The organism is Butyricicoccus sp. Marseille-Q5471, from assembly GCF_951230135.1.
GTDB lineage: Bacteria > Bacillota > Clostridia > Oscillospirales > Butyricicoccaceae > Agathobaculum.
In genome coordinates, this window is record NZ_CATNVC010000006.1 from 57,266 (window position 1) to 77,547 (window position 20,282).

Annotated in this window: 26 protein-coding genes and 1 tRNA gene; 16 read left to right on the forward strand and 11 right to left on the reverse strand. The window is 49.4% G+C overall.

Annotated elements, in window-relative coordinates; translation table 11 throughout:
* Positions 1 to 168 precede the first annotated feature (168 nt).
* Both QOX26_RS08530 and QOX26_RS08535 read left to right on the forward strand, forming a co-directional pair.
* The gene (locus QOX26_RS08530) at positions 169 to 3,900 is read left to right on the forward strand and encodes a phosphoribosylformylglycinamidine synthase (RefSeq protein WP_283674647.1); all 3,732 of its coding nucleotides are present in this window, start codon (positions 169 to 171) and stop codon (positions 3,898 to 3,900) included.
* 78 nt (positions 3,901 to 3,978) lie between these two features.
* Positions 3,979 to 4,392, forward strand: coding sequence for an acyl-CoA thioesterase (locus QOX26_RS08535; RefSeq protein WP_283674552.1), 414 nt, complete (start codon positions 3,979 to 3,981; stop codon positions 4,390 to 4,392).
* A gap of 33 nt (positions 4,393 to 4,425) precedes the next feature.
* Here QOX26_RS08535 and QOX26_RS08540 read toward each other — a convergent pair whose 3' ends face one another.
* The 5 genes from QOX26_RS08540 to QOX26_RS08560 all read right to left on the reverse strand — a co-directional run bounded on the left by QOX26_RS08540 (position 4,426) and on the right by QOX26_RS08560 (position 7,428).
* Positions 4,426 to 5,523, reverse strand: coding sequence for an S-layer homology domain-containing protein (locus QOX26_RS08540; protein ID WP_283674553.1), 1,098 nt, complete (start codon positions 5,521 to 5,523; stop codon positions 4,426 to 4,428).
* A 333-nt stretch (positions 5,524 to 5,856) separates the two neighbouring features.
* Positions 5,857 to 6,510, reverse strand: a complete 654-nt coding sequence (locus QOX26_RS08545) for an SdpI family protein (RefSeq protein WP_283674554.1) — start codon at positions 6,508 to 6,510, stop codon at positions 5,857 to 5,859.
* On the reverse strand, positions 6,497 to 6,778 hold the full coding sequence (locus QOX26_RS08550) for an autorepressor SdpR family transcription factor (RefSeq protein ID WP_283674555.1): 282 nt from the start codon (positions 6,776 to 6,778) through the stop codon (positions 6,497 to 6,499). Before QOX26_RS08550 ends, QOX26_RS08545 begins: the two co-directional genes overlap by 14 nt.
* Positions 6,779 to 6,915: 137 nt before the next feature.
* Complete coding sequence (gene rpsT, locus QOX26_RS08555; protein WP_283674556.1) at positions 6,916 to 7,179, reverse strand: 30S ribosomal protein S20; 264 nt, start codon at positions 7,177 to 7,179, stop codon at positions 6,916 to 6,918.
* A 173-nt stretch (positions 7,180 to 7,352) separates the two neighbouring features.
* Positions 7,353 to 7,428, reverse strand: a tRNA-Pro gene (locus QOX26_RS08560).
* Between the two features lie 157 nt (positions 7,429 to 7,585).
* On the opposite strand from QOX26_RS08560, the gene QOX26_RS08565 reads away from it, so the two are divergent.
* The 4 genes from QOX26_RS08565 (at position 7,586) to QOX26_RS08580 (ending at position 9,407) form a co-directional block, all read left to right on the forward strand.
* Entirely contained in the window at positions 7,586 to 7,825 is a 240-nt protein-coding gene (locus QOX26_RS08565) for a hypothetical protein (protein WP_283674557.1), read from the forward strand.
* Between the two features lie 188 nt (positions 7,826 to 8,013).
* Entirely contained in the window at positions 8,014 to 9,078 is a 1,065-nt protein-coding gene (locus tag QOX26_RS08570) for a replication protein (protein ID WP_283674558.1), read from the forward strand.
* Positions 9,075 to 9,260 carry a hypothetical protein gene (locus QOX26_RS08575; protein ID WP_283674559.1) on the forward strand — a complete coding sequence of 62 codons (186 nt, stop codon included), beginning with the start codon at positions 9,075 to 9,077 and terminating at the stop codon, positions 9,258 to 9,260. The genes QOX26_RS08570 and QOX26_RS08575 overlap by 4 nt, the downstream gene beginning before the upstream one ends.
* A 21-nt stretch (positions 9,261 to 9,281) precedes the next feature.
* Positions 9,282 to 9,407, forward strand: coding sequence for a hypothetical protein (locus QOX26_RS08580; RefSeq protein ID WP_283674560.1), 126 nt, complete (start codon positions 9,282 to 9,284; stop codon positions 9,405 to 9,407).
* A 30-nt stretch (positions 9,408 to 9,437) separates the two neighbouring features.
* Here QOX26_RS08580 and QOX26_RS08585 read toward each other — a convergent pair whose 3' ends face one another.
* Positions 9,438 to 9,578, reverse strand: a complete 141-nt coding sequence (locus tag QOX26_RS08585) for a hypothetical protein (RefSeq protein WP_283674561.1) — start codon at positions 9,576 to 9,578, stop codon at positions 9,438 to 9,440.
* A 51-nt stretch (positions 9,579 to 9,629) separates the two neighbouring features.
* Here QOX26_RS08585 and QOX26_RS08590 point away from each other — a divergent pair, with 51 nt between their 5' ends.
* The 8 genes from QOX26_RS08590 to QOX26_RS08625 all read left to right on the forward strand — a co-directional run bounded on the left by QOX26_RS08590 (position 9,630) and on the right by QOX26_RS08625 (position 13,843).
* Positions 9,630 to 11,273 (forward strand): hypothetical protein, encoded by a 1,644-nt coding sequence (locus QOX26_RS08590; protein ID WP_283674562.1) that lies wholly within the window; start codon positions 9,630 to 9,632, stop codon positions 11,271 to 11,273.
* A gap of 175 nt (positions 11,274 to 11,448) precedes the next feature.
* Positions 11,449 to 11,607: a hypothetical protein gene (locus tag QOX26_RS08595; protein ID WP_283674563.1), complete on the forward strand. Its 159-nt coding sequence runs from the start codon at positions 11,449 to 11,451 to the stop codon at positions 11,605 to 11,607.
* Between the two features lie 11 nt (positions 11,608 to 11,618).
* A complete protein-coding gene (locus tag QOX26_RS08600; RefSeq protein WP_283674564.1) occupies positions 11,619 to 11,873 on the forward strand; it encodes a hypothetical protein in 255 nt (84 codons plus the stop codon).
* 12 nt (positions 11,874 to 11,885) lie between these two features.
* Positions 11,886 to 12,383 carry a hypothetical protein gene (locus QOX26_RS08605; protein WP_283674565.1) on the forward strand — a complete coding sequence of 166 codons (498 nt, stop codon included), beginning with the start codon at positions 11,886 to 11,888 and terminating at the stop codon, positions 12,381 to 12,383.
* Entirely contained in the window at positions 12,376 to 12,513 is a 138-nt protein-coding gene (locus QOX26_RS08610; RefSeq protein WP_283674566.1) for a hypothetical protein, read from the forward strand. Before QOX26_RS08605 ends, QOX26_RS08610 begins: the two co-directional genes overlap by 8 nt.
* Before the next feature lie 38 nt (positions 12,514 to 12,551).
* A complete protein-coding gene (locus QOX26_RS08615; RefSeq protein WP_283674567.1) occupies positions 12,552 to 12,722 on the forward strand; it encodes a hypothetical protein in 171 nt (56 codons plus the stop codon).
* 35 nt (positions 12,723 to 12,757) lie between these two features.
* Positions 12,758 to 12,922, forward strand: coding sequence for a hypothetical protein (locus QOX26_RS08620; RefSeq protein WP_283674568.1), 165 nt, complete (start codon positions 12,758 to 12,760; stop codon positions 12,920 to 12,922).
* Positions 12,923 to 13,015: 93 nt separating this feature from the next.
* The gene (locus QOX26_RS08625) at positions 13,016 to 13,843 is read left to right on the forward strand and encodes a zonular occludens toxin domain-containing protein (protein WP_283674569.1); all 828 of its coding nucleotides are present in this window, start codon (positions 13,016 to 13,018) and stop codon (positions 13,841 to 13,843) included.
* A 147-nt stretch (positions 13,844 to 13,990) separates the two neighbouring features.
* On the opposite strand, the gene QOX26_RS08630 is transcribed toward QOX26_RS08625, so the two are convergent.
* A complete protein-coding gene (locus QOX26_RS08630; RefSeq protein ID WP_283674570.1) occupies positions 13,991 to 14,299 on the reverse strand; it encodes a hypothetical protein in 309 nt (102 codons plus the stop codon).
* 287 nt (positions 14,300 to 14,586) lie between these two features.
* Here QOX26_RS08630 and QOX26_RS08635 point away from each other — a divergent pair, with 287 nt between their 5' ends.
* Positions 14,587 to 15,675, forward strand: coding sequence for an IS30 family transposase (locus tag QOX26_RS08635; RefSeq protein ID WP_283674571.1), 1,089 nt, complete (start codon positions 14,587 to 14,589; stop codon positions 15,673 to 15,675).
* 54 nt (positions 15,676 to 15,729) lie between these two features.
* Here QOX26_RS08635 and hslO read toward each other — a convergent pair whose 3' ends face one another.
* The 4 genes from hslO to fba form a co-directional block, all read right to left on the reverse strand.
* Positions 15,730 to 16,611, reverse strand: coding sequence for an Hsp33 family molecular chaperone HslO (hslO, locus tag QOX26_RS08640; RefSeq protein WP_283674572.1), 882 nt, complete (start codon positions 16,609 to 16,611; stop codon positions 15,730 to 15,732).
* Positions 16,612 to 16,621: 10 nt separating this feature from the next.
* Entirely contained in the window at positions 16,622 to 17,362 is a 741-nt protein-coding gene (locus QOX26_RS08645) for a class I SAM-dependent DNA methyltransferase (RefSeq protein ID WP_283674573.1), read from the reverse strand.
* Positions 17,355 to 17,654 carry a YerC/YecD family TrpR-related protein gene (locus tag QOX26_RS08650; protein ID WP_283674574.1) on the reverse strand — a complete coding sequence of 100 codons (300 nt, stop codon included), beginning with the start codon at positions 17,652 to 17,654 and terminating at the stop codon, positions 17,355 to 17,357. The genes QOX26_RS08645 and QOX26_RS08650 overlap by 8 nt, the downstream gene beginning before the upstream one ends.
* Before the next feature lie 147 nt (positions 17,655 to 17,801).
* Positions 17,802 to 18,734 carry a class II fructose-1,6-bisphosphate aldolase gene (fba, locus tag QOX26_RS08655; protein WP_283674575.1) on the reverse strand — a complete coding sequence of 311 codons (933 nt, stop codon included), beginning with the start codon at positions 18,732 to 18,734 and terminating at the stop codon, positions 17,802 to 17,804.
* Between the two features lie 263 nt (positions 18,735 to 18,997).
* On the opposite strand from fba, the gene QOX26_RS08660 reads away from it, so the two are divergent.
* Positions 18,998 to 20,239 (forward strand): 6-phosphofructokinase, encoded by a 1,242-nt coding sequence (locus QOX26_RS08660; RefSeq protein WP_283674576.1) that lies wholly within the window; start codon positions 18,998 to 19,000, stop codon positions 20,237 to 20,239.
* The last annotated feature ends 43 nt before the right edge of the window (positions 20,240 to 20,282 follow it).

The window sequence follows — 20,282 nt, forward strand, 5'->3', positions numbered from 1 at the left end:
TTACCTGCGCAAGTCCCCTTTGGTTTTCCCTTACCAAATATTATACACGATTTCTTGTTAAATTCAAAAGGAATTTGTCGGCCGCGTCATTGATTTATGTCAAAAAAACAGGTAAAATAAGTGTACAAGCGAATTTTTGACTACTTGAACATGAGAGGAATCGAAAAAATGAGCGTCAATCGTTGTTATTCTGAAAAAAAGCCTGGTTTTGACGTAGAAGCGCGCAGTCTGTTTGCCAGCCTGCACGACCTGCTCGAAATCAGAAATCTCACCGGTGTGCGTTATCTGTGTCGCTATGATGTAGAGGGTCTCGCACCCGAAGCCTATCAGAAGGCTGCCACCATCGTATTTTCCGAGCCGATGGCAGATGTCTGCTATGACGAAGCCTTTCCGCTGCCTACCGGTGCGCACACCGTGCTTGCGGTCGAGCCGCTGCCCGGTCAGTTTGACCAACGCGCCGACTCCTGCGCACAGTGCATTCAGTTGTTGACCGGCGGCGAACGTCCGACTGTTGCGGCCGCTAAAATTTACGTACTTGAAGGCGAACTGTCTGCGGACGATATGCAGCAGATTAAGAATTATCTCATCAACCCTGTCGACGCGCGTGAAGCTTCACAGGACAAGCCCCAAACGCTCAAGGTGACCTATGCTATTCCGACCACGGTTGCATCCGTTGTCGGCTTCATGCATATGGACGATGCCGCGCTCTCCTCTCTGCTCGGCAATATGGGCCTTGCAATGGATCTCGATGATCTCAAGTTCCTGCAAACCTACTTCCGCGACGAGGAAAAGCGCGACCCCACCATCACCGAAGTGCGGATGGTTGACACCTACTGGTCGGATCACTGCCGCCACACCACCTTCCTGACTGAGATTGACGGCGTGCAAATCAACGACCCGATGGTACAGGACGCATTCGACCGCTATCTTGCCGCCCGTGTTGAGGTTTACGGCGAGGAGAAGGCATCCAAGCGCCCCATCACGCTGATGGATATCGCGACTGCCGCTGCGAAAGTTCTTAAAAAGCGCGGATATCTCAAGAATATTGACGAATCCGAGGAAATTAACGCCTGCTCCATCAAGGTGAAAGCCAATATCGACGGCAGACTTGAAGACTGGCTTCTCATGTTCAAGAACGAAACCCACAACCACCCGACCGAAATCGAACCCTTCGGCGGCGCAGCGACCTGCCTTGGCGGCGCGATTCGCGACCCGCTGTCCGGCCGAAGCTACGTCTATCAGGCGATGCGTGTGACCGGCGCGGGCGATCCGACCGTTCCGCTTTCCGAAACGCTTGAGCACAAGCTGCCCCAGCGCAAGCTGTGCCAGACAGCTGCCGCCGGCTATTCGTCCTACGGCAACCAGATTGGTCTGGCTACCGGCCTTGTTCACGAGATTTATCACCCGGGTTATGTCGCTAAGCGCATGGAAATCGGTGCGGTTGTCGGTGCGGCTCCGGCGGAAAACGTTATTCGCGAAGTGCCCGATCCGGGCGACATCGTCATCCTGCTCGGCGGCAAAACCGGCCGTGACGGCTGCGGCGGTGCAACCGGTTCGTCGAAGAGCCACACCGAGGAATCACTCGAAGCCTGTGGTGCTGAGGTGCAGAAGGGCAATCCCCCGGAGGAGCGCAAGATTCAGCGTCTGTTCCGCAACGGCGATGTGACCAAGCTGATCCGCCGCTGCAACGACTTCGGCGCAGGCGGCGTTTCTGTCGCTATCGGCGAGTTGGCCGACGGTCTGGACATCAATCTTGATGCCGTACCCAAGAAGTACGACGGTCTGGACGGCACTGAGCTTGCCATCTCCGAATCGCAGGAGCGCATGGCGGTCGTCGTGCGTGCGAAGGATGTCGATGCCTTCATCGCAGCTGCCGCAAAGGAAAACATCGAAGCGGTCGTCGTTGCCGAAGTGACGGACAAAAACCGTCTATGCCTGTCATGGAACGGCACCATGATTGCCGACGTATCCCGCGACTTCCTCAACACCAACGGCTGCGCCAAGCATGCCGATGCGGAAATCGCCGCAATGCCCGCGCCGTCTATTGCGTGCGAGCCTGTGGGTGACACAATGAAGGCCAAGCTGCTTGCACATGCCTCGTCTCTCGGCGTTTGCCTTGAGCGCGGTCTAGTTGAACGGTTTGACGGTTCGATTGGCTCAAACTCCGTCTTCATGCCCTTTGGCGGCAAGTATCAGCTGACACCGACGCAGGTCATGGCGGCGACTATGCCTGCACTTTCCGGCCAGTGCTCGACTGCATCGGTCATGGCTTACGGCTTTGACCCTTATTTCACCGAACAGAACCCCTTCCTCGGTGCTTCCGCTGCGGTCATCGAATCGGTGGCCAAGCTGGTGGCAGCAGGTTGCGATTTTGAAACCGCTTACCTGACGTTCCAAGAATATTTTGAGCGTCTGAACCGCGATCCCAAGCGCTTTGGCAAGCCGCTTTCGGCTCTGCTCGGCGCATACGCCGCGCAGGAGGAACTCTGCCTCGGCGCAATTGGCGGCAAGGACTCCATGAGCGGCTCGTTCGGCGACATGGACGTACCGCCCACGTTAGTTTCGTTCGCCATTGCCCCGCAGGATGCGGATCGACTGATTTCTCCCGAATTTAAGGCGGGCGGTCATCCGGTTTACTTCTTCGATGCACCGTACTATCCGGACGGTTCGCCCGATTATATCACCCTAAAGCACACGTGGAACGAGGTTGCTGACCTGATTGCAAGCGGCCGTGCGGTTTCCGCTTGGGCGCTGACAGTCGGCGGCATCGCCGAAGGCGTGTGCAAAATGACACTCGGCAACAAGGTTGGTTTTGAATTTGATCCCTCCTTCCCTGCCGACGCGCTCTTCCTCAAGAACTTTGGCGGCATCCTGATTGAAGCGGCGTGCGAGCTGCCGGCTTACTGGCTGGTCGGCTGCACGACGGATGATCAGGCCGTATCGGTTGCCGGCGAATCAGTATCGCTCGACGAACTGACCGCTGCGTTTGAAGGCAAGCTGGAAAGCGTATTCCCGACCCAGGCAGCCGCTTCGGACGAACAGCTTAAAACCGTATCGTTTACCGAACGCAGCACCGCTGCCCCTGCTGTGAAGTCGGCAAAGCCTCTGGCTGTCATTCCGGTCTTCCCGGGCACCAACTGCGAATACGACACCGCGCGCGCGGTCGAAAACGCAGGCGGTGCGGCAGAGATTATCGTTGTGCGCAACTTCTCCGCAGATGCACTTCATGAATCCGCTGCACAGCTGGAGCAGGCCATTCGCCGTGCACAGATGGTCGTTCTGCCCGGCGGCTTCTCCGGCGGTGACGAGCCCGATGGCTCGGGCAAGTTTATTGCATCCTTCCTGCGCGGCCCCGGTATCAAGGACGCGGTGCACGAGCTACTGCAAAAACGTGACGGCTTGATGCTCGGCATCTGCAACGGCTTCCAAGCGCTGATTAAGCTGGGACTTGTACCCTACGGTGAAATCCGCGATGAGATGACCGCTGACGACCCGACGCTGACCTTCAACCTCATCGGCCGCCACCAGAGCCGCTATGTCACCACGCGTGTCGCTTCGGTCAAATCCCCGTGGCTGTCGTCGTGTGAGGTCGGAGATTTGCACTCTATTGCAATCTCGCATGGCGAAGGCCGCTTCGTTGCGCCGCAACACGTGGTGGACGAGCTGATTGCCAACGGTCAGATTGCGTTCCAGTATACCGATCTTGCAGGCGAACCGTCTATGGATATTGCATGGAATCCGAATGGTTCGATGTGCGCGATTGAGGGCATCACCTCCCCTGATGGCCGTGTGCTTGGCAAGATGGGCCACACAGAGCGCTATAGCCCCTACGTCGGTCACAATATCTACGGTAACAAATATCAGCCGATTTTCGAAAACGGCGTTCGCTACTTTAAATAATACAAAGCACAACGCGGCTGCTGATATAGCCGCGTTGTGCTTCCTTTTAATGAATCATTTTCGCAAAGGAGCCCACACATGATTCCCTACGAACACAAAGCGCAGTACTACGAAACCGACGGCATGGGCATCATCCACCACTCCAACTATATTCGATGGTTTGAAGAGGCGCGCGTCGATATGCTCGAGCAGCTTGGCATCGGCTACGACCGTTTTGAGGCGCTCGGCTTTTCCAGTCCGGTTCTGGGTGTAAGTTGTGAGTATAAGCACATGGTTCGCTTCTCCGAGGTCGTAACGGTTACAGCGCGTGTACTCAGCTATACAGGCGTCAAAATGACGATTGGATACAAAATCGCCGACAAGCAAACCGGGGCACTGCGCTGTACCGGTGAAAGCCGACACTGTTTTCTGGCTGCAGGCGACCGGCCCGTATCTCTGAAACGTGTCTGGCCTGAAGCCCATGAGATTTTTGCCGCACATACAGAAGCATAAAAAGAATCCCGCCCTTAGGGGGCGGGATTCTTTTTATGCCTGCACGTAATAAATAATCGTAACTTCACCGTCAACAATGGAAGGATAGCTGTAGCGGTACTTACCGCCCGTGCTCTCCAGTGCATCCATTTTGTGATAATGCGTCACATCAATCGCAACACAGTTTTCCGCAATCGGATAGGTTACAGTGTTATTCGGATTCTTTTCCGTCGGCTGACTCACCAGAATCTCATTCTGGCGGTAGACCATGGTGCGGTCAATCGGCTGATTTTCCGCAAGCGTGATATACGTCACACCATTCACCTGACGTAGCTTGGAATAACGCATCAGGTCACTATACTGCACGCTCTCATCATAATTCTCAATAATCACATCACGATAAACCTGCGAGCCAATGCAGACATTGACCACATCACCACGTTTTTCGTAAAACGTGCTGCCGTCCTGTACCGTCAAGTGGGTGACGCGATACAGCATGACCGCCATTTCGGCCCGGGTGACATTATCTGTCGGCTTAATCGCACCATCTGATCCACCAACAACCTGTGCCTTAACCAATGCGCCAACAGCGGCGCGTGCATACTCCGCCACTTGGTCTGCGTCCGGAAATTCCGCGAGCGTACCGTCAACCAGAGCAATACTGGCACGGTCAAGCGTACGTTCCAGAAAGACCATTGCATCCTGACGCGTCATGTACGCCTGCGGCTGAAAACGGTTGTTCTCTGCTCCGGCTGCAATGCCCCAGGCTTTTGCAGCGGTTACCGCGGAAGCATAGTACGCCTCCTGCGGCACATCATCAAAGGTGCCCTTCGATGCAATTGCACCGCTTTGGAGCGCCTGACTCATGCCATAGGCGCGATCAAGCATCACGATAAAATCGGCGCGTGTGATCGGGTTCTCCGGATTGAATAAATAGTCGCCACTGCCCTTAATGACCCCGGCCAACGCAAGAGAGTCCACCTCTCGGTGCGCCCACGCAAAGCCATCAGAAACGTCATAAAAATACACAGAATGATCGGGCAGATACGCATAGGTTTGTGAGTTGTCAGTCGCCAGAGCTGCGGTGAGTCCGCTGATGGCAACGAGGACAACTAATAGCACAACAGCTATTAGCTTACGCGTTCTTTTCATAATCTTCTCCTTGCAATCAATTTGCAAACATGATGGGCATTTTTTCCCACCTCTGCAAACTTACTGCCCGATTATAACATACGCTTCCCCACTATTCAAGCGAAAAGTTGCATAAAATTCTCGCCCGAACGCGCACTATCTATACTTTTCCGTGCATTTTTCGCTCAAAATTTTCCGATTCATCTATTTCCCGGTTCATTTTTGCGATATCCGACGCTTTCCCTATCCGTACATGCATTCCCTGAGCAGCCTCACATAAACACACAACTGAGCGGTCATTTCCCTGAATCAGCGCGCATCATTTCCCACCGGCACGTCATTGCCTGCCTTTCTTTACGGCTTGTTTTTCTGCTCTTCCCGATACCAAATATAGCTCATTACGTTTGGAATCAGCAACGCAACCATCAGCACCGTGAAGAAGAAAATCATTCTCGGTTTTTCAGGCATCAAACAGCTAAGGAAGCCGAGGATGCCGGCTCCAAACAACATGCGCCCGGCGAGTCGGTGCGTCCGAATCCACACCGTTTCACTGTCCAGTGTCCACGGATTTCTCAAGCCGCCGAAATAGTTCTGTCGGAATTTCGGCAGCATATTGCCCAGTATGATAAACAGCACGCTGCAAATCGCAGTCACCGCAGTGCCGACGCTGACCGTGCCCGGCCAAAAACTCTCTACAATTATAATACCGCACATAGCAATCATAAACAGCATCATAATCACTTGAAACAAATCATAGGACGGCATGAACTTATCATAATTTTTTCGGCGCGGATCGATATATGGAATCAACGGGAACAGCACGGCAAACAGCACGCTTAAGCCTCCCATCATCCACAAAGTTGATTTTGATCCATAGAGTACCACCCCATTAAATCCCCAATTCGTCGGGATTTCCGCCGGCAGGCGCCCATACACGGCTGCAATCATCACCAGCGGTATCACGGCAAGAATCCATGCAAAAATCTGCATTCTGCTAAATCTCTTCACGACTATTATCTCCTTTCAACGCGCTCAGCCAACCAAGAATCTCGTCTACGACCGACATGTTGAGCTCATAGTAAATGTACTTTCCCTGCTTATCGTCCAATATCAGCCCCGCCTCACGCAGAATCGACAAATGGTGCGAAATCGTCGCTCCGGAAACATCGAACCGCGCTGCAATGTCCCCTGCCGGCATCGGCCCTGCACGCAGCAAGTGCAGAATCTCACGCCGAATCGGATCCGACAATGCTTTAAAACTTTGCTGGAACCCCATTTAATCACCTCATTTCGAACTTTGTCTAAATATAGAATAACGCCTCTCCATGCTGTTGTCAAGTATATTTAGATGGATATCAAAATGTTTCAGAATAAAAAAAAGAACCCGCCTAAGCGGATTCTTTCTATTGACAATTAAGCCATGCCGTTGAGCTTGCCAGTCAGCGCACTCTTCTTGTTGGCCGCGTTGTTCTTATGCAGGAGGTGCTTGGCAGCCGCCTGATCAACCGCCTTAACAGCAGTCGTATATGCAGCAGTGGCCTCCGCCTTGTCGCCAGAAGCAACAGCACCGTCGAACTTCTTCAGGACGGTCTTGAGCGCGCTCTTAGCCATCTGGTTATTCATGGCCTTAACAGTGTTAACCTTAACACGCTTCTTCGCAGATTTAATGTTTGGCATTCCGAAAACACCTCCTTTGTATTCTATTCGTCAGTAGTTCTATTCTACCATCACATTGCCGAAATTGCAAGCTTTTTTTGTTTTCTGCTCACATTTTTTTGCGAGCAAAGCAACAAAACCTGCGCAATAACGAAATACAAAAACCGCTTGAATGATCCCAAGCGGTTTTGAAATGGTCCGAGTGACAGGACTTGAACCTGCGGCCTCTTGACCCCCAGTCAAGCACGCTACCAACTGCGCTACACCCGGATAACAGGCGGGGTTTCTCAACCCTGCCTGATTAGGATACCAAATTTCGTGCCGATTGTCAATACTTTTTTCAAATTGCACAAAAGTTTGTGATGTATTACTCTAACTGTGGATAGACCACACGGTTTATACTACAAAAATTTATGGAGTGAATCATATGAAAGCAACTGTAATGGGTAAGGAATTTATTAGTGGCACGTCCAAGAAAACTGGTAAGGATTTCGCCGCTAACGTGGTGCATGTTGCACACAAGAAAAACGGCGTTGAAGGTTCTGCTGTCGATGCTATTTGGCTCGACCCTAAGACGTATCCGCTGCCCGATATTCAAATCGGCAAAATTTACGATATTGACCGTGATTCTCACGGCTTTATCGTTGGCTTTGAACTTGTACGGTAACGCCCATGGACTACCCACACCCAAACGAACCGCGCCCATCGTGTAGGCATTATGGCGATAAGTGCCATAAATGCCGTCAGCGGGCGTTCTGTTTCCTTTTCCGTCAGCGTCCTCCACCATTTCCCCCGCTAACGCGCCGCAAGGCGCGTTAGTTGCAGGGGTACAGTATTACCCCCTGCAACTTCTGTATGTTTGTATGTTCATGTATGGAGGACGGAGAAATGCCACAGGCTCGGAAATGGCAGTTAACTTTCAACAATCCCGAAGAGCACGGATTCACCCACGATGTGATTGTCGAGAAAATTGAAGAGATTGCATCCGTGGTTTACTGGTGCATGTGTGATGAAGTCGGCTCAGAGGGCACATATCACACGCACCTCTACATAGCTTTCAAAAATCCTAAGATGCATACCGTTCTGGCGAATTCGTTCCCCGGTGCGCATCGTGAAATCGCACACGGCACGTCAATGCAAAACCGCGATTACGTAGCCAAAGACGGCGAACGCTTTAACAAGCAGCCTGACGGCACGTATGACTACGTAGACGGTAACGGCAAGCGTCACACTGGCACAAACTATGCCGATACTTTCCTTGAGTGGGGCGAGATGCCCCGCGAGCAGCAAGGTAAGTCGAAAGACGCTGAACGTATCGTTAGCTTGATTAAAGACGGTGCGACAAACCTTGAAATTGTTGACGCTGTAAACACGGCGTATAAAGACCTTGAAAAAATCGAGCGTACGCGCTCCATGTATCGTGATGCCGAGTTTGCCAATTCATGGCGCAACCTCGAAGTGACGTATATTTTCGGTTCGACTGGCGCGGGCAAGACTCGCTCTGTGATGGATAAATTCGGCTATGCCAATTGCTATCGCGTCACCGACTACAAACACCCCTTTGATACCTATGACGGTCAGGACGTGCTTATCTTTGAAGAATTTCGCGGCGGCTTAAAGCATGGCGATATGCTCAACTATCTGGACGGTTATCCGCTCTTGCTGCCCTGCCGCTATTTCAATCGCCAAGCCTGTTATACCAAGGTGTATTTGATTACCAACGTCCCGCCCGATGAACAGTATCTAAACGTAGACCGCGAAAGCCGTAACGCTTTCTTTCGCCGTATTCACAATGTGGTCATGTACGACAAGAACGGTGTTGCGGTCGAGTATGAAGGCGTACAGGCCTATTGTAATCGCTTTAGTTGGGTGCAAGAAGCTGAACAGGCTATACAAGTGAATATGGAGGTTGCGCAGTGATTTTTATTTCTGAATTTGTGTTTATTCTTGGTATTGCTGTTATTACCGGAATGTATGCAATGGTTTTGGAAAGAATCTGTCCTCAATACTCAGTAGTTGGCTATATCATTATTTCTCTTTTTGATGCTTTGACTATAATTTCTGTTTTTAAATCTGGTATCCTAATACAATTATTTTCTTAGGTTTAGAAAGAGGTAAACACCATGACATTTTACATTTACGACCATTCTAACAAGCTGATTTGTGTAACAACGTATTGGCATGTTGTGCATGAAATAATTTCGCGCTATGCCGCCTTTGGTGATTGCCGCATCGTAGTCACCAATTAAAAAGACCGCGATTACTCACGGTCTTTCACATTACATCGGTCCATATTTTTCTCGGTCTTTTCGAATTGTTCGAAGAACTATTTTTGTGACTAGCCAAGCGATATAGCCTATGTATAGAGTTAATACCATAACGCTTGCTAAGATTCCCATTAAAGCGTCCATAAACTGCATTGTATTCCCTCCTTTTTCCTAATTTTACCGTAGAAATGAAGGTGTGTCAATTTGTTTCAGCGAATAGCAGTATTATTTTTATCGCTTACAATTGTTATTTCTTCATCTTTTACTACTGCATCGGCAGTTGATGCAGGAATTGCTGCTACGCTCATTTCTAATTTTATAGATTATGCTAAGGCGGCTAATGAAAATGTGAATTCTGCTGGAAAGTTTCTAGTTGATTGCTTTTCGTATGTTACGGATGCTTCGGTTTGCGCATCTTCTTCTAACCATAAACATGACTTTCAAAAGCAAAACACCCAAGTAGGCGATAACGTCGGCGTGCACTACGTTTGCCAATACTGCGGCAGAGCATCAGCTGACGTATTCAGCGAAGCCTACACCCAATACACCGACCAAATGCAAACCGACCTCGGCTCGGCAACGTTGATAAACGGCGGTGTGCGTGTATATTTTCCCGCCGTATCTATAACTGGTACAGGCGTTGATAGTTCTTCAATTTCTTCGGATGGCTTTACGGTTTCAGGTGTTCTAAAGTCTTTGACTTCTTTGACATTTGGATATTGTAAATTTTCACCTATATCCGCTCCTTTCTCGGGAAAGTATTCTTGTGGCGTTGATATGGTATTCGATAATTGTTATGTTTCTAGCTATATGCCTCAGAATTATAACATTAATTCTGGTGTGAAAGTATATCCAGGCAACGGTTCTGAATCTTTAGCCGTAGAACAAAAGGTAGCTGGCAATTTTGCTTCTTTTTCTGGTAGAGCTTACTTTGATCTTACTCCTTATACTGGTGTAGTTGGTGACCATACTACTCTGAATATCACCAACAATTCCCGCCCCACCATCCTTACTGGTGACATCGGCTATTACAACGAAGGCGAACTTCAAGTAATTGAAGACCAAACCATTGTAAACGAAGCAGAAAACACCGTTACAGACCCTGTCACAGGTGAATCAAAGGAAATTGAATCATGGGTCTATGATTACATCAAGCGCATTTATGAAATTCTCACCACAGACGGTGAAAAGACAACCGTTACATATGGCGATGAATACATCACTTACGAAACTGGTGACAAGACCTATAATTTCTACTACGTGGACGCTGATGCATCTGGCAGCGGCTCGGTTGACATCGGCGGCTCTGGTGATGTTTCTGGCTTTCTGGACTGGTGGAAAAATGAGTGGTTGGAGTTCCGTACATGGCTTGCGCGAACCTTTGCAGGATTATCTTACGACCCTGACCATACCCACGAGTATAAAAGTACCGTGGTCAGTGAATCTACCTGCATCACCTCCGGACTAACCCTCTTCACTTGCTCCTGCGGTGATTCCTATGAGGAACGCTCGGACGTGCTGCCACATGATTATGAATTCTATCAAACGATTCCCGCCACGTATGACGAACAGGGTAATATTGTAACCGATGCCTATGACATGTATATCTGTTCTATGTGCAATCGTATTTCGCGTGTTCCTGTCGATACGCAACCTTCAGAGGAAACAGAGGATAACCAAGAAAAATCCCTTTTAGGCTCGTTCGGCCTTCTCCGTGATTTGCTCAGTTTCTTCTGGAACGGTTTTAATGGTTTCATCGGTGATGGTATCGGTAAATTTATCACCACCTCAGGCGATAGTAGCAACGATATTTTTTCCATCCTCGGTGAAGTAGATTGGAGTGGTTAACATGGGATTGATGGGAACTATCGGACTTCCGTTTGATGTCCTGAAAGTGTTCAGTGAGATGAAAAATATCTTCAATGCGTTTCCCCTCGTGTTTCGTGTTGTTTTCTCAGCCTGTTTCCTTATGATTTGCCTGTTCGCAATCACTAAGATGCTGACACGATAGGAGGAATACAAAATGCTTGAAGCGCTTCTTTCCTCGTTTTTCGGTTGGCTGCCACTTGGCCTTTGGATTCCTGTTTGGGCAGTAATTGCAGTGTCGCTGCTTACCCTTGTGATTCGTATTATCACAATCATTGCAGACCTTGTCCTGCGCCTTATCGGCGCATTCACGTAAGGGGTGATTTTATGGTAACGGAGATTGCAAAAACTGTTTTTGGTGCTATCTGGAAAATGTTTGTTAATACGCAAGTTCCCGGTTTAAATGTTAGCTTCGCCGCTCTGGCAATCGCACTTTTTATTATCCGCTTTTCCATTTCGCTTTTCGGCCTGATTTCCGGTATCGGCGGCATGGGTAGCGCGGACTATGGACGCGCTGCAAACAATGCGGAAAAACTGAAAAATTCCTATCGGTGGAACAACCGTAACAAAATTGGTTTTTAAATAGGTGACAATATGAAATTTTTTCGTACATCGGTTGTACTGGCTGTGTTGTCGGTGCTTACGCTTCCTGTCTATGCTGCTGAGACTGTCCCTGAAACTGCTCCGGCAGTGGAACAGGGTGAAACGGTTACTTATGAAAGTGATAATAAGAATGTTATCGTTAATGTGACTGTTCCTGCGGTCGAGCAAACCAGTCCCACAGCAGTTGAAAACACAGAAACAGAGAGCGTTGAGACGCTCCCTGAATACGCTACATTCCTCTTGGATGATTACCCATACCAAGAGGATGATACAACGCTCTCAGCGGCTGTATACCGCCTTTTCGGTACATATCATCCACGTACCCAAACTGTTACGGAATATCTCGCTGACGGTACGGCAGTGACCTATCAGGAGTACGTCCCCGGTCTTGCCGGGCTTGATTGGTATTGGCTCTTTGGTGCTGCCTTGTTCGCACTTGTCCTCTGGTCGCTTTTCGCGTTGATTGGAGGTCTTATGAAGCATGGCTAATATGATTGCTTTCTGCGATGCTGTGCTGCATCTGGTGGCCGATTTTCTGGCTTCTGAGCCGATTATCTATTTGTTTGGTCTTATCCTGCTTTGCTTTATTGCGAAAACGGTTAAGGTGCTGCTGCCGTAAGGTTGTAAGCTTATTCTAGTGGAAAGGAGAACTTACTTATGACTATGGCTACTCTGTTGACTACCATCACCAGTGTTTTCACTGCTGCTGTTGGTTGGGTTGGTACGGTTGCGTCTACGATTGCTGATACCCCTCTTCTGCTGGTCGGCTGTGTATTGGGCTTCATTGGTGTGGGTGTTGGTCTGTTCAAGCGTATGTTTAGCATGTGATTTTTGTAAGAAGTTATTGAAAGGAGGATACTTGTATGACTGAATTGCTTGCCACTATTGGCACTGTCTTTACCTCTGCTGTCGGCTGGGTCGGTACGGTTGCCACTACTATTTCTGGTGAACCGCTGCTGCTTATCGGCTGCGTGATGGGCTTTATCGGTGTTGGCGTTGGACTGTTCAAGCGTATGTTCAATGTCTGATATTTCCCCATCTAACTTTCCTGAAAGGGCGGCGGCGGCGTGAAAACCCGCCCCGCCCTATATCTTTTTTTAACTGATTATGAGGTTTGATATATGCTTTATTTAATTATAATTGTGTTTCTTTGGATTCAATTTGACAATATTCGACATCCCAAGCACGCTTTACAGCTTAACGTCTATTTCGGTGTCCCCGGCTCTGGTAAAACCACCTTCGCGGCTTACCTCGCTCGTGCAGCAAACCGTGAAAGTATTATCATTCGTCTCTGCCATCGTTTTCCCTGCCGCTTTACCAATTGGATTTTGTCCGGCCATAACTGGAAACGAAAAATCCCTGTCTATTCCAATGTCCCTATCAAGGGTACCTATAAACTTGATTGTATGAAGGATATTGGCAATATCATGATTGAAGACGGAAAAATGATTATTGATGAGGCTGGTATCGAATTTAATAACCGTAATCATAAAGAGTTCCCTAAATCCGCTATTAAATTTTTTAAGCTGCATCGTCATTGTGGTGTTTCTGTTGATGTATTTTCTCAATCCCATGAAGATATGGAAGTGACTCTTCGCCGTCTTGCTCAAAATATGTACGTGGTTAAAAAGTCTTTTATTCCCCATTTTATTGTAACTAAGCGTATTTTTCGTAAAGTCGGTATCGACGAAAATACCCATCAAATCTGTGACCATTATTATTTTGGTCTGCCTGTCTTGAGTTCTAAATGGATCTATTGCCCTCCGCTCTGGAAACTATTTGATAGCTATGAACGCCCTGACTTACCTCCGAAGGACTGGGCCTATTGGGATACTCCTGCTGATGTTCCTAATCCTTATGAAACCTGTGAAGATTGTGCTGCTACTGATTGTCCCGCACGATTTTCTGAGGTTCTTTCCCCTTGTGAGCATAAACAACAAATTATTTGATTTCTGGTGATTACTTTGGATTCTTCTTGTTTCTTGCTACTTATTTGTATTTTGTTGGGTCTTTGTATGCTCTATAACAATTCCTGACCACCTCAGCACTCATATAAAACACCCCCAACAAATACTCGTTGGGGGTGCTTTGTCGTTTTAGGCCTGCTCGGCTGCTTTTTCCTTTTCATGCTTTTGGTAGTATTCGTGCCACCAATCTTCATATGCGATAGCACTAAATGCTTTCTCGTATGCTTTGTAGAGATCTGCATAATACGAAGAGTCAAAGCCGTTTTTCAAGTCATTCATATAACTAGTTCTTGTGTTTTGATATTTTTCTACCAGCTTTCCAAGGTCAGGACGTGTTATAAACCATTCCTCTGCATTTTTGAAAACATACTTCTTGATTGGTTCAACCTTGTCAGCCACCAGATTAAACAATGCTTCCATAAATTCATTCTTAGTCATAATTTTTACCTCCGTCAATCTCCATCATCTAAAAGTTGTGCGAGCAAAGCTCGCTCGCGAGCTTTGATGCCTACCATCAGCCCAGTATTGTTTCACTGTCAAGACTGGCCGAAGGCCACTCGCGCAAAAATTTTCGCAGAAAAATTTTGTGGTCTTGACTGGGGAATAATACTGAGCGACCAGCACAGCAACGGCATGCTTATCGTTCTGCCTAGCTGCGCTCTCGCGTCCCTTTAAATTGACAGAAAACCCTATGACTGGTAAACTTGCGATTTGGAGGTGTAGTAATGTTTGTAAAGCCGCATTATAATAAGCATTTATCCCGCGATGACCGGATAAAAATAGAAGCATTGTATCGTCAAGGCCATAGTAAAAAGGAGATAGCCGTTGCTGTTGGTACAAGCTATGAGACAATACGGCGTGAGCTGAAACGTGGTGCGTGTCAGCTTCTGGACTATCGTACATGGACATACTACATATCATATAGCGCACAGATTGCCCAAAAGGATTATGATAATAAATCGACCGCAAAAGGTAGACCTGATAAGCTGGGCAATAACCATGCCTATGCAGCTTTTATTGAGCGCAAAATAATGAAAGAGCGGTATAGCGTTGATGCCGCTTTGTTTGCCGCGCAAAAATCCGGTTTTAATCTCTGTATCTCTCGCACTACCCTCTACCGCTACATAAACGAAGGCATGTTTCTGCATCTCAAAAATATACATCTGCCAGTAGATAAACGACCAAAAAAACAGCACTCCAAGCGGATGCCCGCAAGGAGTGCGTATAGAAGCATAGAGCAGCGTAGTATATCCCGCCATGATGTTGGCCATTGGGAAATGGATACCGTTGTCGGCAAACAAAAAGGCAAGAGCCATTGTCTGCTCGTCTTGACCGAACGTCATAGCCGACAAGAACTGATAATGAAAATGAGCGCCAAGACAGCAGCGAATACTGTCAAGGCGCTCAATCGGCTGTCCTCACATTTTGAAAGTGCATTTTCAAAAATCTTTAAGACCATCACCATGGACAACGGCAGTGAGTTTGCCGATGCCAAGCATATTGAATTCCATAAAGGCAAGCAGCGTACAACCGTCTTTTATTGCCATCCGTTTGCAAGCTGTGAGCGTGGCAGTAACGAGAATGCCAACCGTCTAATACGTAGACACGTCCCAAAGGGTACAAGCATGCTAGGCGTGTCTCAGGCCAAAGCAAGGCATATTCAAGATTGGATGAATCATTACCCGCGCCCCATGTTCAAGGGCAAATGTTCCACAGATATTTTCTATGAAGCCTTAGAGCGCGAAGGCATTGAAATCACTCCAGCAATCCTAGAAATATTTCCTCCTGCACCAGATGAAAAAATAATTTCCTGAAATTACACAGTTTTATCTTGACATTTCAAATTGCACAAAAGTTTTTATGATATCTTATGTTTCTGCCTGCCGCAAAATTTCACGCAGCTCGTCGCCGGTAAATGCATACACCTTGTCACAGAACTGGCACGTCACTTCACTGACTTCTTGCTCTCCCGCCATTTGGGACAGTTCTTCGCGTCCCATGCTGATGAGCGCGCGCGTCACTTTGTCCCTCGTGCAAGCGCAGCGATAGCCGATTGCATCGCTTTGCAGGAATTCAACCTCGAAGCCATCCAGCACCGTCTGAACAATCTCCTCCAGCGTCATGCCGTGATCCAACATTGACGTCATGCTCTCAGCCTTTGCAAGATTCGCTTCCAGCCGGTCAATATCAGCATCCTGAATACCGGGCATCAGCTGCACCAGATAACCACCGGCGCATTTGACCGACTGATCGGTGTCAACCAGCACACCCAGTGCACATGCGGACGGAATTTGTTCACTTTCGGCAAAATAGCGGGTCAAGTCCTCGGCGATTTCGCCATTGACCAGTGCGACTGTACCCGTCACCGGTTCTTTGAGGCCAATATCCTTAATAACCATCAAATAGCCACGACCAACACCTGCGCCGACTGCCAACTTGCCATCCGCTCGAAGCGGCAGGTCGCAGGCCGGATTTTGCAGATAGCCACGGACATAGCCGTCCGAATCGCCTACACAGACAATTGCGCCCAACGGCCCATTTCCCTTGAACTGTACCGTAATCGAGCCGTCATCAACTTTGAGTTGACTGCCCATCATCGCCGTCGCCGTCAGCGTACGGCCGAGCGCCGCCGTGGCAACCGGCAGCGTTTTATGAATCTGCCGTGCGCGCTCGACCAATTCAGTCGTTACTGCGGCAGTAATTTGAATGCCCGCATTGCGAGCCAGTGCGCGGAGTAAGGTATCACTCATAATACGTTCGTTAGTCTCTCTTTCGTGCGGTGAAAAACACGCGATCCTCTTCGCCCCGAACAGGCGAAAACGCGAAGTCACCGTAGGTTTTGATTTCTGTAAAACCTGCCTGTTCCAACATCTCAGTCAGCTGATCAATTGTATAGATACGTTCTTCATGCGTTTCCTGCGCACGATGCCACACTTCATCCTCGCGTTCAAAAATGTCAAACTGGTAGGCGCACAGGTCATGCTCAACCGCCGCCTGCCAGACGCAGAATACATCGTCGTCCTCCCGGACATAGCTGTTCCCGTCGATGCGGGCAAATTTCGCAGGGGTGTTGATGTCAAACACAAACAGGCCGGTTTTAGGCTCCAGAAATAGGTGCACACGCTGAAACGCTTGCTGCAGCGCTTGCGGGTCGATCACATAATTGATGCTGTCCAAACAGCACAGACACACGTCGATTGTGCCATACAAATCGAGTGTTTCCATGCGCTGGTTGAGAAACAGCGGGCGCGGGTCACAGTCGATTGTATTGTTCATTGCCTGCATCAGCATATCGGCCGATGCATCGACTCCAATCATCTCATAACCACGCTCTGCTAAAATTCTCGTTAAGCTGCCCGTGCCGCAAGCCAAATCAAGCACCAACCGCGGCGAAACATCCTCACGCGCAAAAATACGCGCAAAAAAATCCGCCCATTCCGGATAGCCGACATCGTCTGTAAATCGGTCATAGTATGCCGACAAGGTGCGGTAACTATCCATTCTCCTGCTCTTTCAGGCGGTCGAGCAGCTTGCGGTAGCCGTCCGATCCGTAAACCAAACATTTATTCACCCGGCTGATTGTCGCGGTCGACGCGCCAGTCTCCTGTACAATATCGCTGTAAATACGCCCCTCATCGAGCATACGTGCTACCTGAAAACGCTGTACCATTGCACGCAGTTCGGCAATTGTGCAGAGGTCTTCAAAAAAATCATAGCATTCTTCAACCGACTGCAGTCCCAAAATACCATGAAACAGGATGTCCATATCTTCATCCTTTAGCTTTCTGTTCAAAGCAAATTCCTCCTTTTTCAAATATTTTCTCATCACGCATACATTATAACACATCGCTTTCATAGTGTAAAGTATGAAAAAAGTGCAATAATAAGACAAAAAAGCGCACCGCCGAAGCGGTGCACTTGATTGATCTGAAAAAACAGATTAGGCCTTGCCGTTGCAGCCCAGAACATTGACCAACTTGTGGGAAACCATGTCCTTGACAGCCTGACGAGCCGGCTTGAGGTACTGACGGGGATCGAAATCCGCCGGATGCAGAGCAAAGTGCTCACGGATAGCCGCAGTAATGGCCAGACGGATATCGGAGTCGATGTTGATCTTGCAAACCGCACCCTTAGCAGCCTCGCGCAGCATCTCTTCCGGAATGCCGATCGCGTCGGGCATAGCGCCGCCGTACTGGTTTACCTTCTTTACGAAGTCCTGCGGAACGGACGAAGAGCCATGCAGAACAATCGGGAAACCGGGCAGACGATCAGATACATCAGCCAGGATATCAAAGCGCAGCTGCGGGTTCTGGCCGGGCTTAAACTTGTAAGCGCCGTGCGAGGTGCCGATTGCAATCGCTAGGGAGTCAACGCCGGTCTTCTCAACGAAGTCCTGCACCTGCGCGGGATCGGTGTACTGGTGCTCTTCTGCGCAAACGTCGTCTTCAACGCCAGCCAGCTGACCCAGCTCAGCCTCTACAACAACACCATGAGCGTGAGCGTATTCAGCTACCTGCTTGGCAACCTTTACGTTCTCGTCATAGGGAAGGTGCGAGCCGTCGAACATAACGGAGGTGAAGCCGCCGTCGATGCAAGCCTTGCAGATTTCAAAATCAGAGCCGTGGTCAAGGTGCAGAGCAATCGGGATATCCGGGCACTCGATTACAGCCGCCTCTACCATCTTTACGAGGTAGGTGTGGTTAGCGTAAGCGCGTGCACCCTTGGAAACCTGCAGGATGACAGGAGCCTTCTGCTCCTGGCAAGCCTCGGTGATGCCCTGAACGATTTCCATGTTGTTTACGTTGAAGGCGCCGATAGCGTAGCCGCCGTCATAGGCCTTCTTAAACATCTCAGCACTGGTTACTAATGCCATAAGTGGTACTTCCTTTCTTTCTCAAGAGAATATCTTTTCAAGAATTCTAAAATCATTTTAACAGTATGTCCGCCTAAAATCAAGACCAATATCCAAAAAGCCATCCGCTTTTTCCATTTTCGCCTTACCCCCTGCTATTAAGCGTAAAATTTGCAAAATCAAATTGATTTTTCAGGCGCTTTATGGTATCCTCTATAATGAAAGAAAATGCAGAAGGCAATTGACCCTGATGTGTTTCAATTTGTTAGGAGGTTTTCTTAATTATGAGTGAACTCAAAGGCGCATGCGTCATCGGCCAGTCGGGCGGCCCGACTTCGGTCATCAACACCTCGGTGCTCGGCGCGCTCGAAACCGCGCTTGACTGCCCGTCTATTACCCGCGTTTTCGGTATGGCACACGGCATCAAGGGCCTGCTGAACGATGAGCTGTACGACATCGACAAGGAAGACCGTGACGAACTGGCTCTGCTTCGTTACACCCCTTCCTCTGCTCTGGGCTCCTGCCGTTACAAACTGGCCGATCCCGATGTGGATGACACCGATTACAAGCGCATCCTTGAGATCTTCAAGAAGTACGATATCCGTTACTTCTTCTACAACGGCGGCAACGACTCCATGGATACCTGCAACAAGGTTTCCAAGTATATGCTGAAGTCCGGCTACGAGTGCCGCGTCATGGGCATCCCGAAGACGATTGACAACGATCTTTTCGGCACCGACCACTGCCCCGGCTTCGCTTCCGCTGCCAAGTATATCGCAACCTCCTGCATGGAAATCTATCAGGACGCACGCGTTTACGACACCGGCATGGTATGCGTAGTTGAGATTATGGGTCGTCACGCAGGCTGGCTGACCGCTGCTGCCGGTCTTGCTACCGCTCAGGGCGCGGGCCCCGACCTGATTTACCTCCCCGAGACCGACTTCGACATGAAGAAGTTCCTGGCGGACGTCAAGAAGGTTTACGACGAGAAGGGCAACTGCCTGATCGCTGTTTCCGAAGGCATCCACTATGCTGACGGCACCTTCGTTTCTGAGGCTGAAACCTCTGCAACCGACGGCTTCGGCCACGCTCAGCTGGGCGGTCTGGCTGCAAAGCTGGCTGACACGGTTAAGAACGAGCTGGGCTGCAAGGTTCGCGGCATCGAGCTCTCCCTGCTGCAGCGCTGCGCTGCACACTGCGCTTCCAAGACCGATGCGGACGAGTCCTATATGTCCGGCAAGGCTGCTGTTGAGAACGCAGTTGCCGGCAAGACCGACTTCATGCCCGGCTTCAAGTGCACCCGCGACGAGAACGGCTACAAGTGCGAAATCGAACTACTGCCGCTGTCCAAGGTTGCCAACACCGAGAAGAAGGTTCCGATGGAGTGGATCAACGACGAGCACAACGGCGTGACCCAGGGCTTCGTCGACTACGCTCTGCCGCTGGTGAACGGCGATAACGTAGGCCCGAAGGAAAACGGTCTGCCCCGTTTTGCCAAGCTGAAGAAGATTATGGCTGAAGCCTAATCGATTTCGCTGATTGATTTCAACCCTCCCGCGCTGCAAAGCT

Coding starts and splice junctions, on each gene's coding strand:
- QOX26_RS08530 (WP_283674647.1), top strand. CDS start 169: ATGAGCGTCAATCGTTGTTATTCTGAAAAAAAGCCTGGTTTTGACGTA.
- QOX26_RS08535 (WP_283674552.1), top strand. CDS start 3,979: ATGATTCCCTACGAACACAAAGCGCAGTACTACGAAACCGACGGCATG.
- QOX26_RS08540 (WP_283674553.1), bottom strand. CDS start 5,523: ATGAAAAGAACGCGTAAGCTAATAGCTGTTGTGCTATTAGTTGTCCTC.
- QOX26_RS08550 (WP_283674555.1), bottom strand. CDS start 6,778: ATGGGGTTCCAGCAAAGTTTTAAAGCATTGTCGGATCCGATTCGGCGT.
- rpsT (WP_283674556.1), bottom strand. CDS start 7,179: ATGCCAAACATTAAATCTGCGAAGAAGCGTGTTAAGGTTAACACTGTT.
- QOX26_RS08565 (WP_283674557.1), top strand. CDS start 7,586: ATGAAAGCAACTGTAATGGGTAAGGAATTTATTAGTGGCACGTCCAAG.
- QOX26_RS08570 (WP_283674558.1), top strand. CDS start 8,014: ATGTTTGTATGTTCATGTATGGAGGACGGAGAAATGCCACAGGCTCGG.
- QOX26_RS08580 (WP_283674560.1), top strand. CDS start 9,282: ATGACATTTTACATTTACGACCATTCTAACAAGCTGATTTGTGTAACA.
- QOX26_RS08585 (WP_283674561.1), bottom strand. CDS start 9,578: ATGCAGTTTATGGACGCTTTAATGGGAATCTTAGCAAGCGTTATGGTA.
- QOX26_RS08595 (WP_283674563.1), top strand. CDS start 11,449: ATGCTTGAAGCGCTTCTTTCCTCGTTTTTCGGTTGGCTGCCACTTGGC.
- QOX26_RS08600 (WP_283674564.1), top strand. CDS start 11,619: ATGGTAACGGAGATTGCAAAAACTGTTTTTGGTGCTATCTGGAAAATG.
- QOX26_RS08605 (WP_283674565.1), top strand. CDS start 11,886: ATGAAATTTTTTCGTACATCGGTTGTACTGGCTGTGTTGTCGGTGCTT.
- QOX26_RS08610 (WP_283674566.1), top strand. CDS start 12,376: ATGGCTAATATGATTGCTTTCTGCGATGCTGTGCTGCATCTGGTGGCC.
- QOX26_RS08615 (WP_283674567.1), top strand. CDS start 12,552: ATGACTATGGCTACTCTGTTGACTACCATCACCAGTGTTTTCACTGCT.
- QOX26_RS08620 (WP_283674568.1), top strand. CDS start 12,758: ATGACTGAATTGCTTGCCACTATTGGCACTGTCTTTACCTCTGCTGTC.
- QOX26_RS08625 (WP_283674569.1), top strand. CDS start 13,016: ATGCTTTATTTAATTATAATTGTGTTTCTTTGGATTCAATTTGACAAT.
- QOX26_RS08630 (WP_283674570.1), bottom strand. CDS start 14,299: ATGACTAAGAATGAATTTATGGAAGCATTGTTTAATCTGGTGGCTGAC.
- QOX26_RS08635 (WP_283674571.1), top strand. CDS start 14,587: ATGTTTGTAAAGCCGCATTATAATAAGCATTTATCCCGCGATGACCGG.
- hslO (WP_283674572.1), bottom strand. CDS start 16,611: ATGAGTGATACCTTACTCCGCGCACTGGCTCGCAATGCGGGCATTCAA.
- QOX26_RS08645 (WP_283674573.1), bottom strand. CDS start 17,362: ATGGATAGTTACCGCACCTTGTCGGCATACTATGACCGATTTACAGAC.
- fba (WP_283674575.1), bottom strand. CDS start 18,734: ATGGCATTAGTAACCAGTGCTGAGATGTTTAAGAAGGCCTATGACGGC.
- QOX26_RS08660 (WP_283674576.1), top strand. CDS start 18,998: ATGAGTGAACTCAAAGGCGCATGCGTCATCGGCCAGTCGGGCGGCCCG.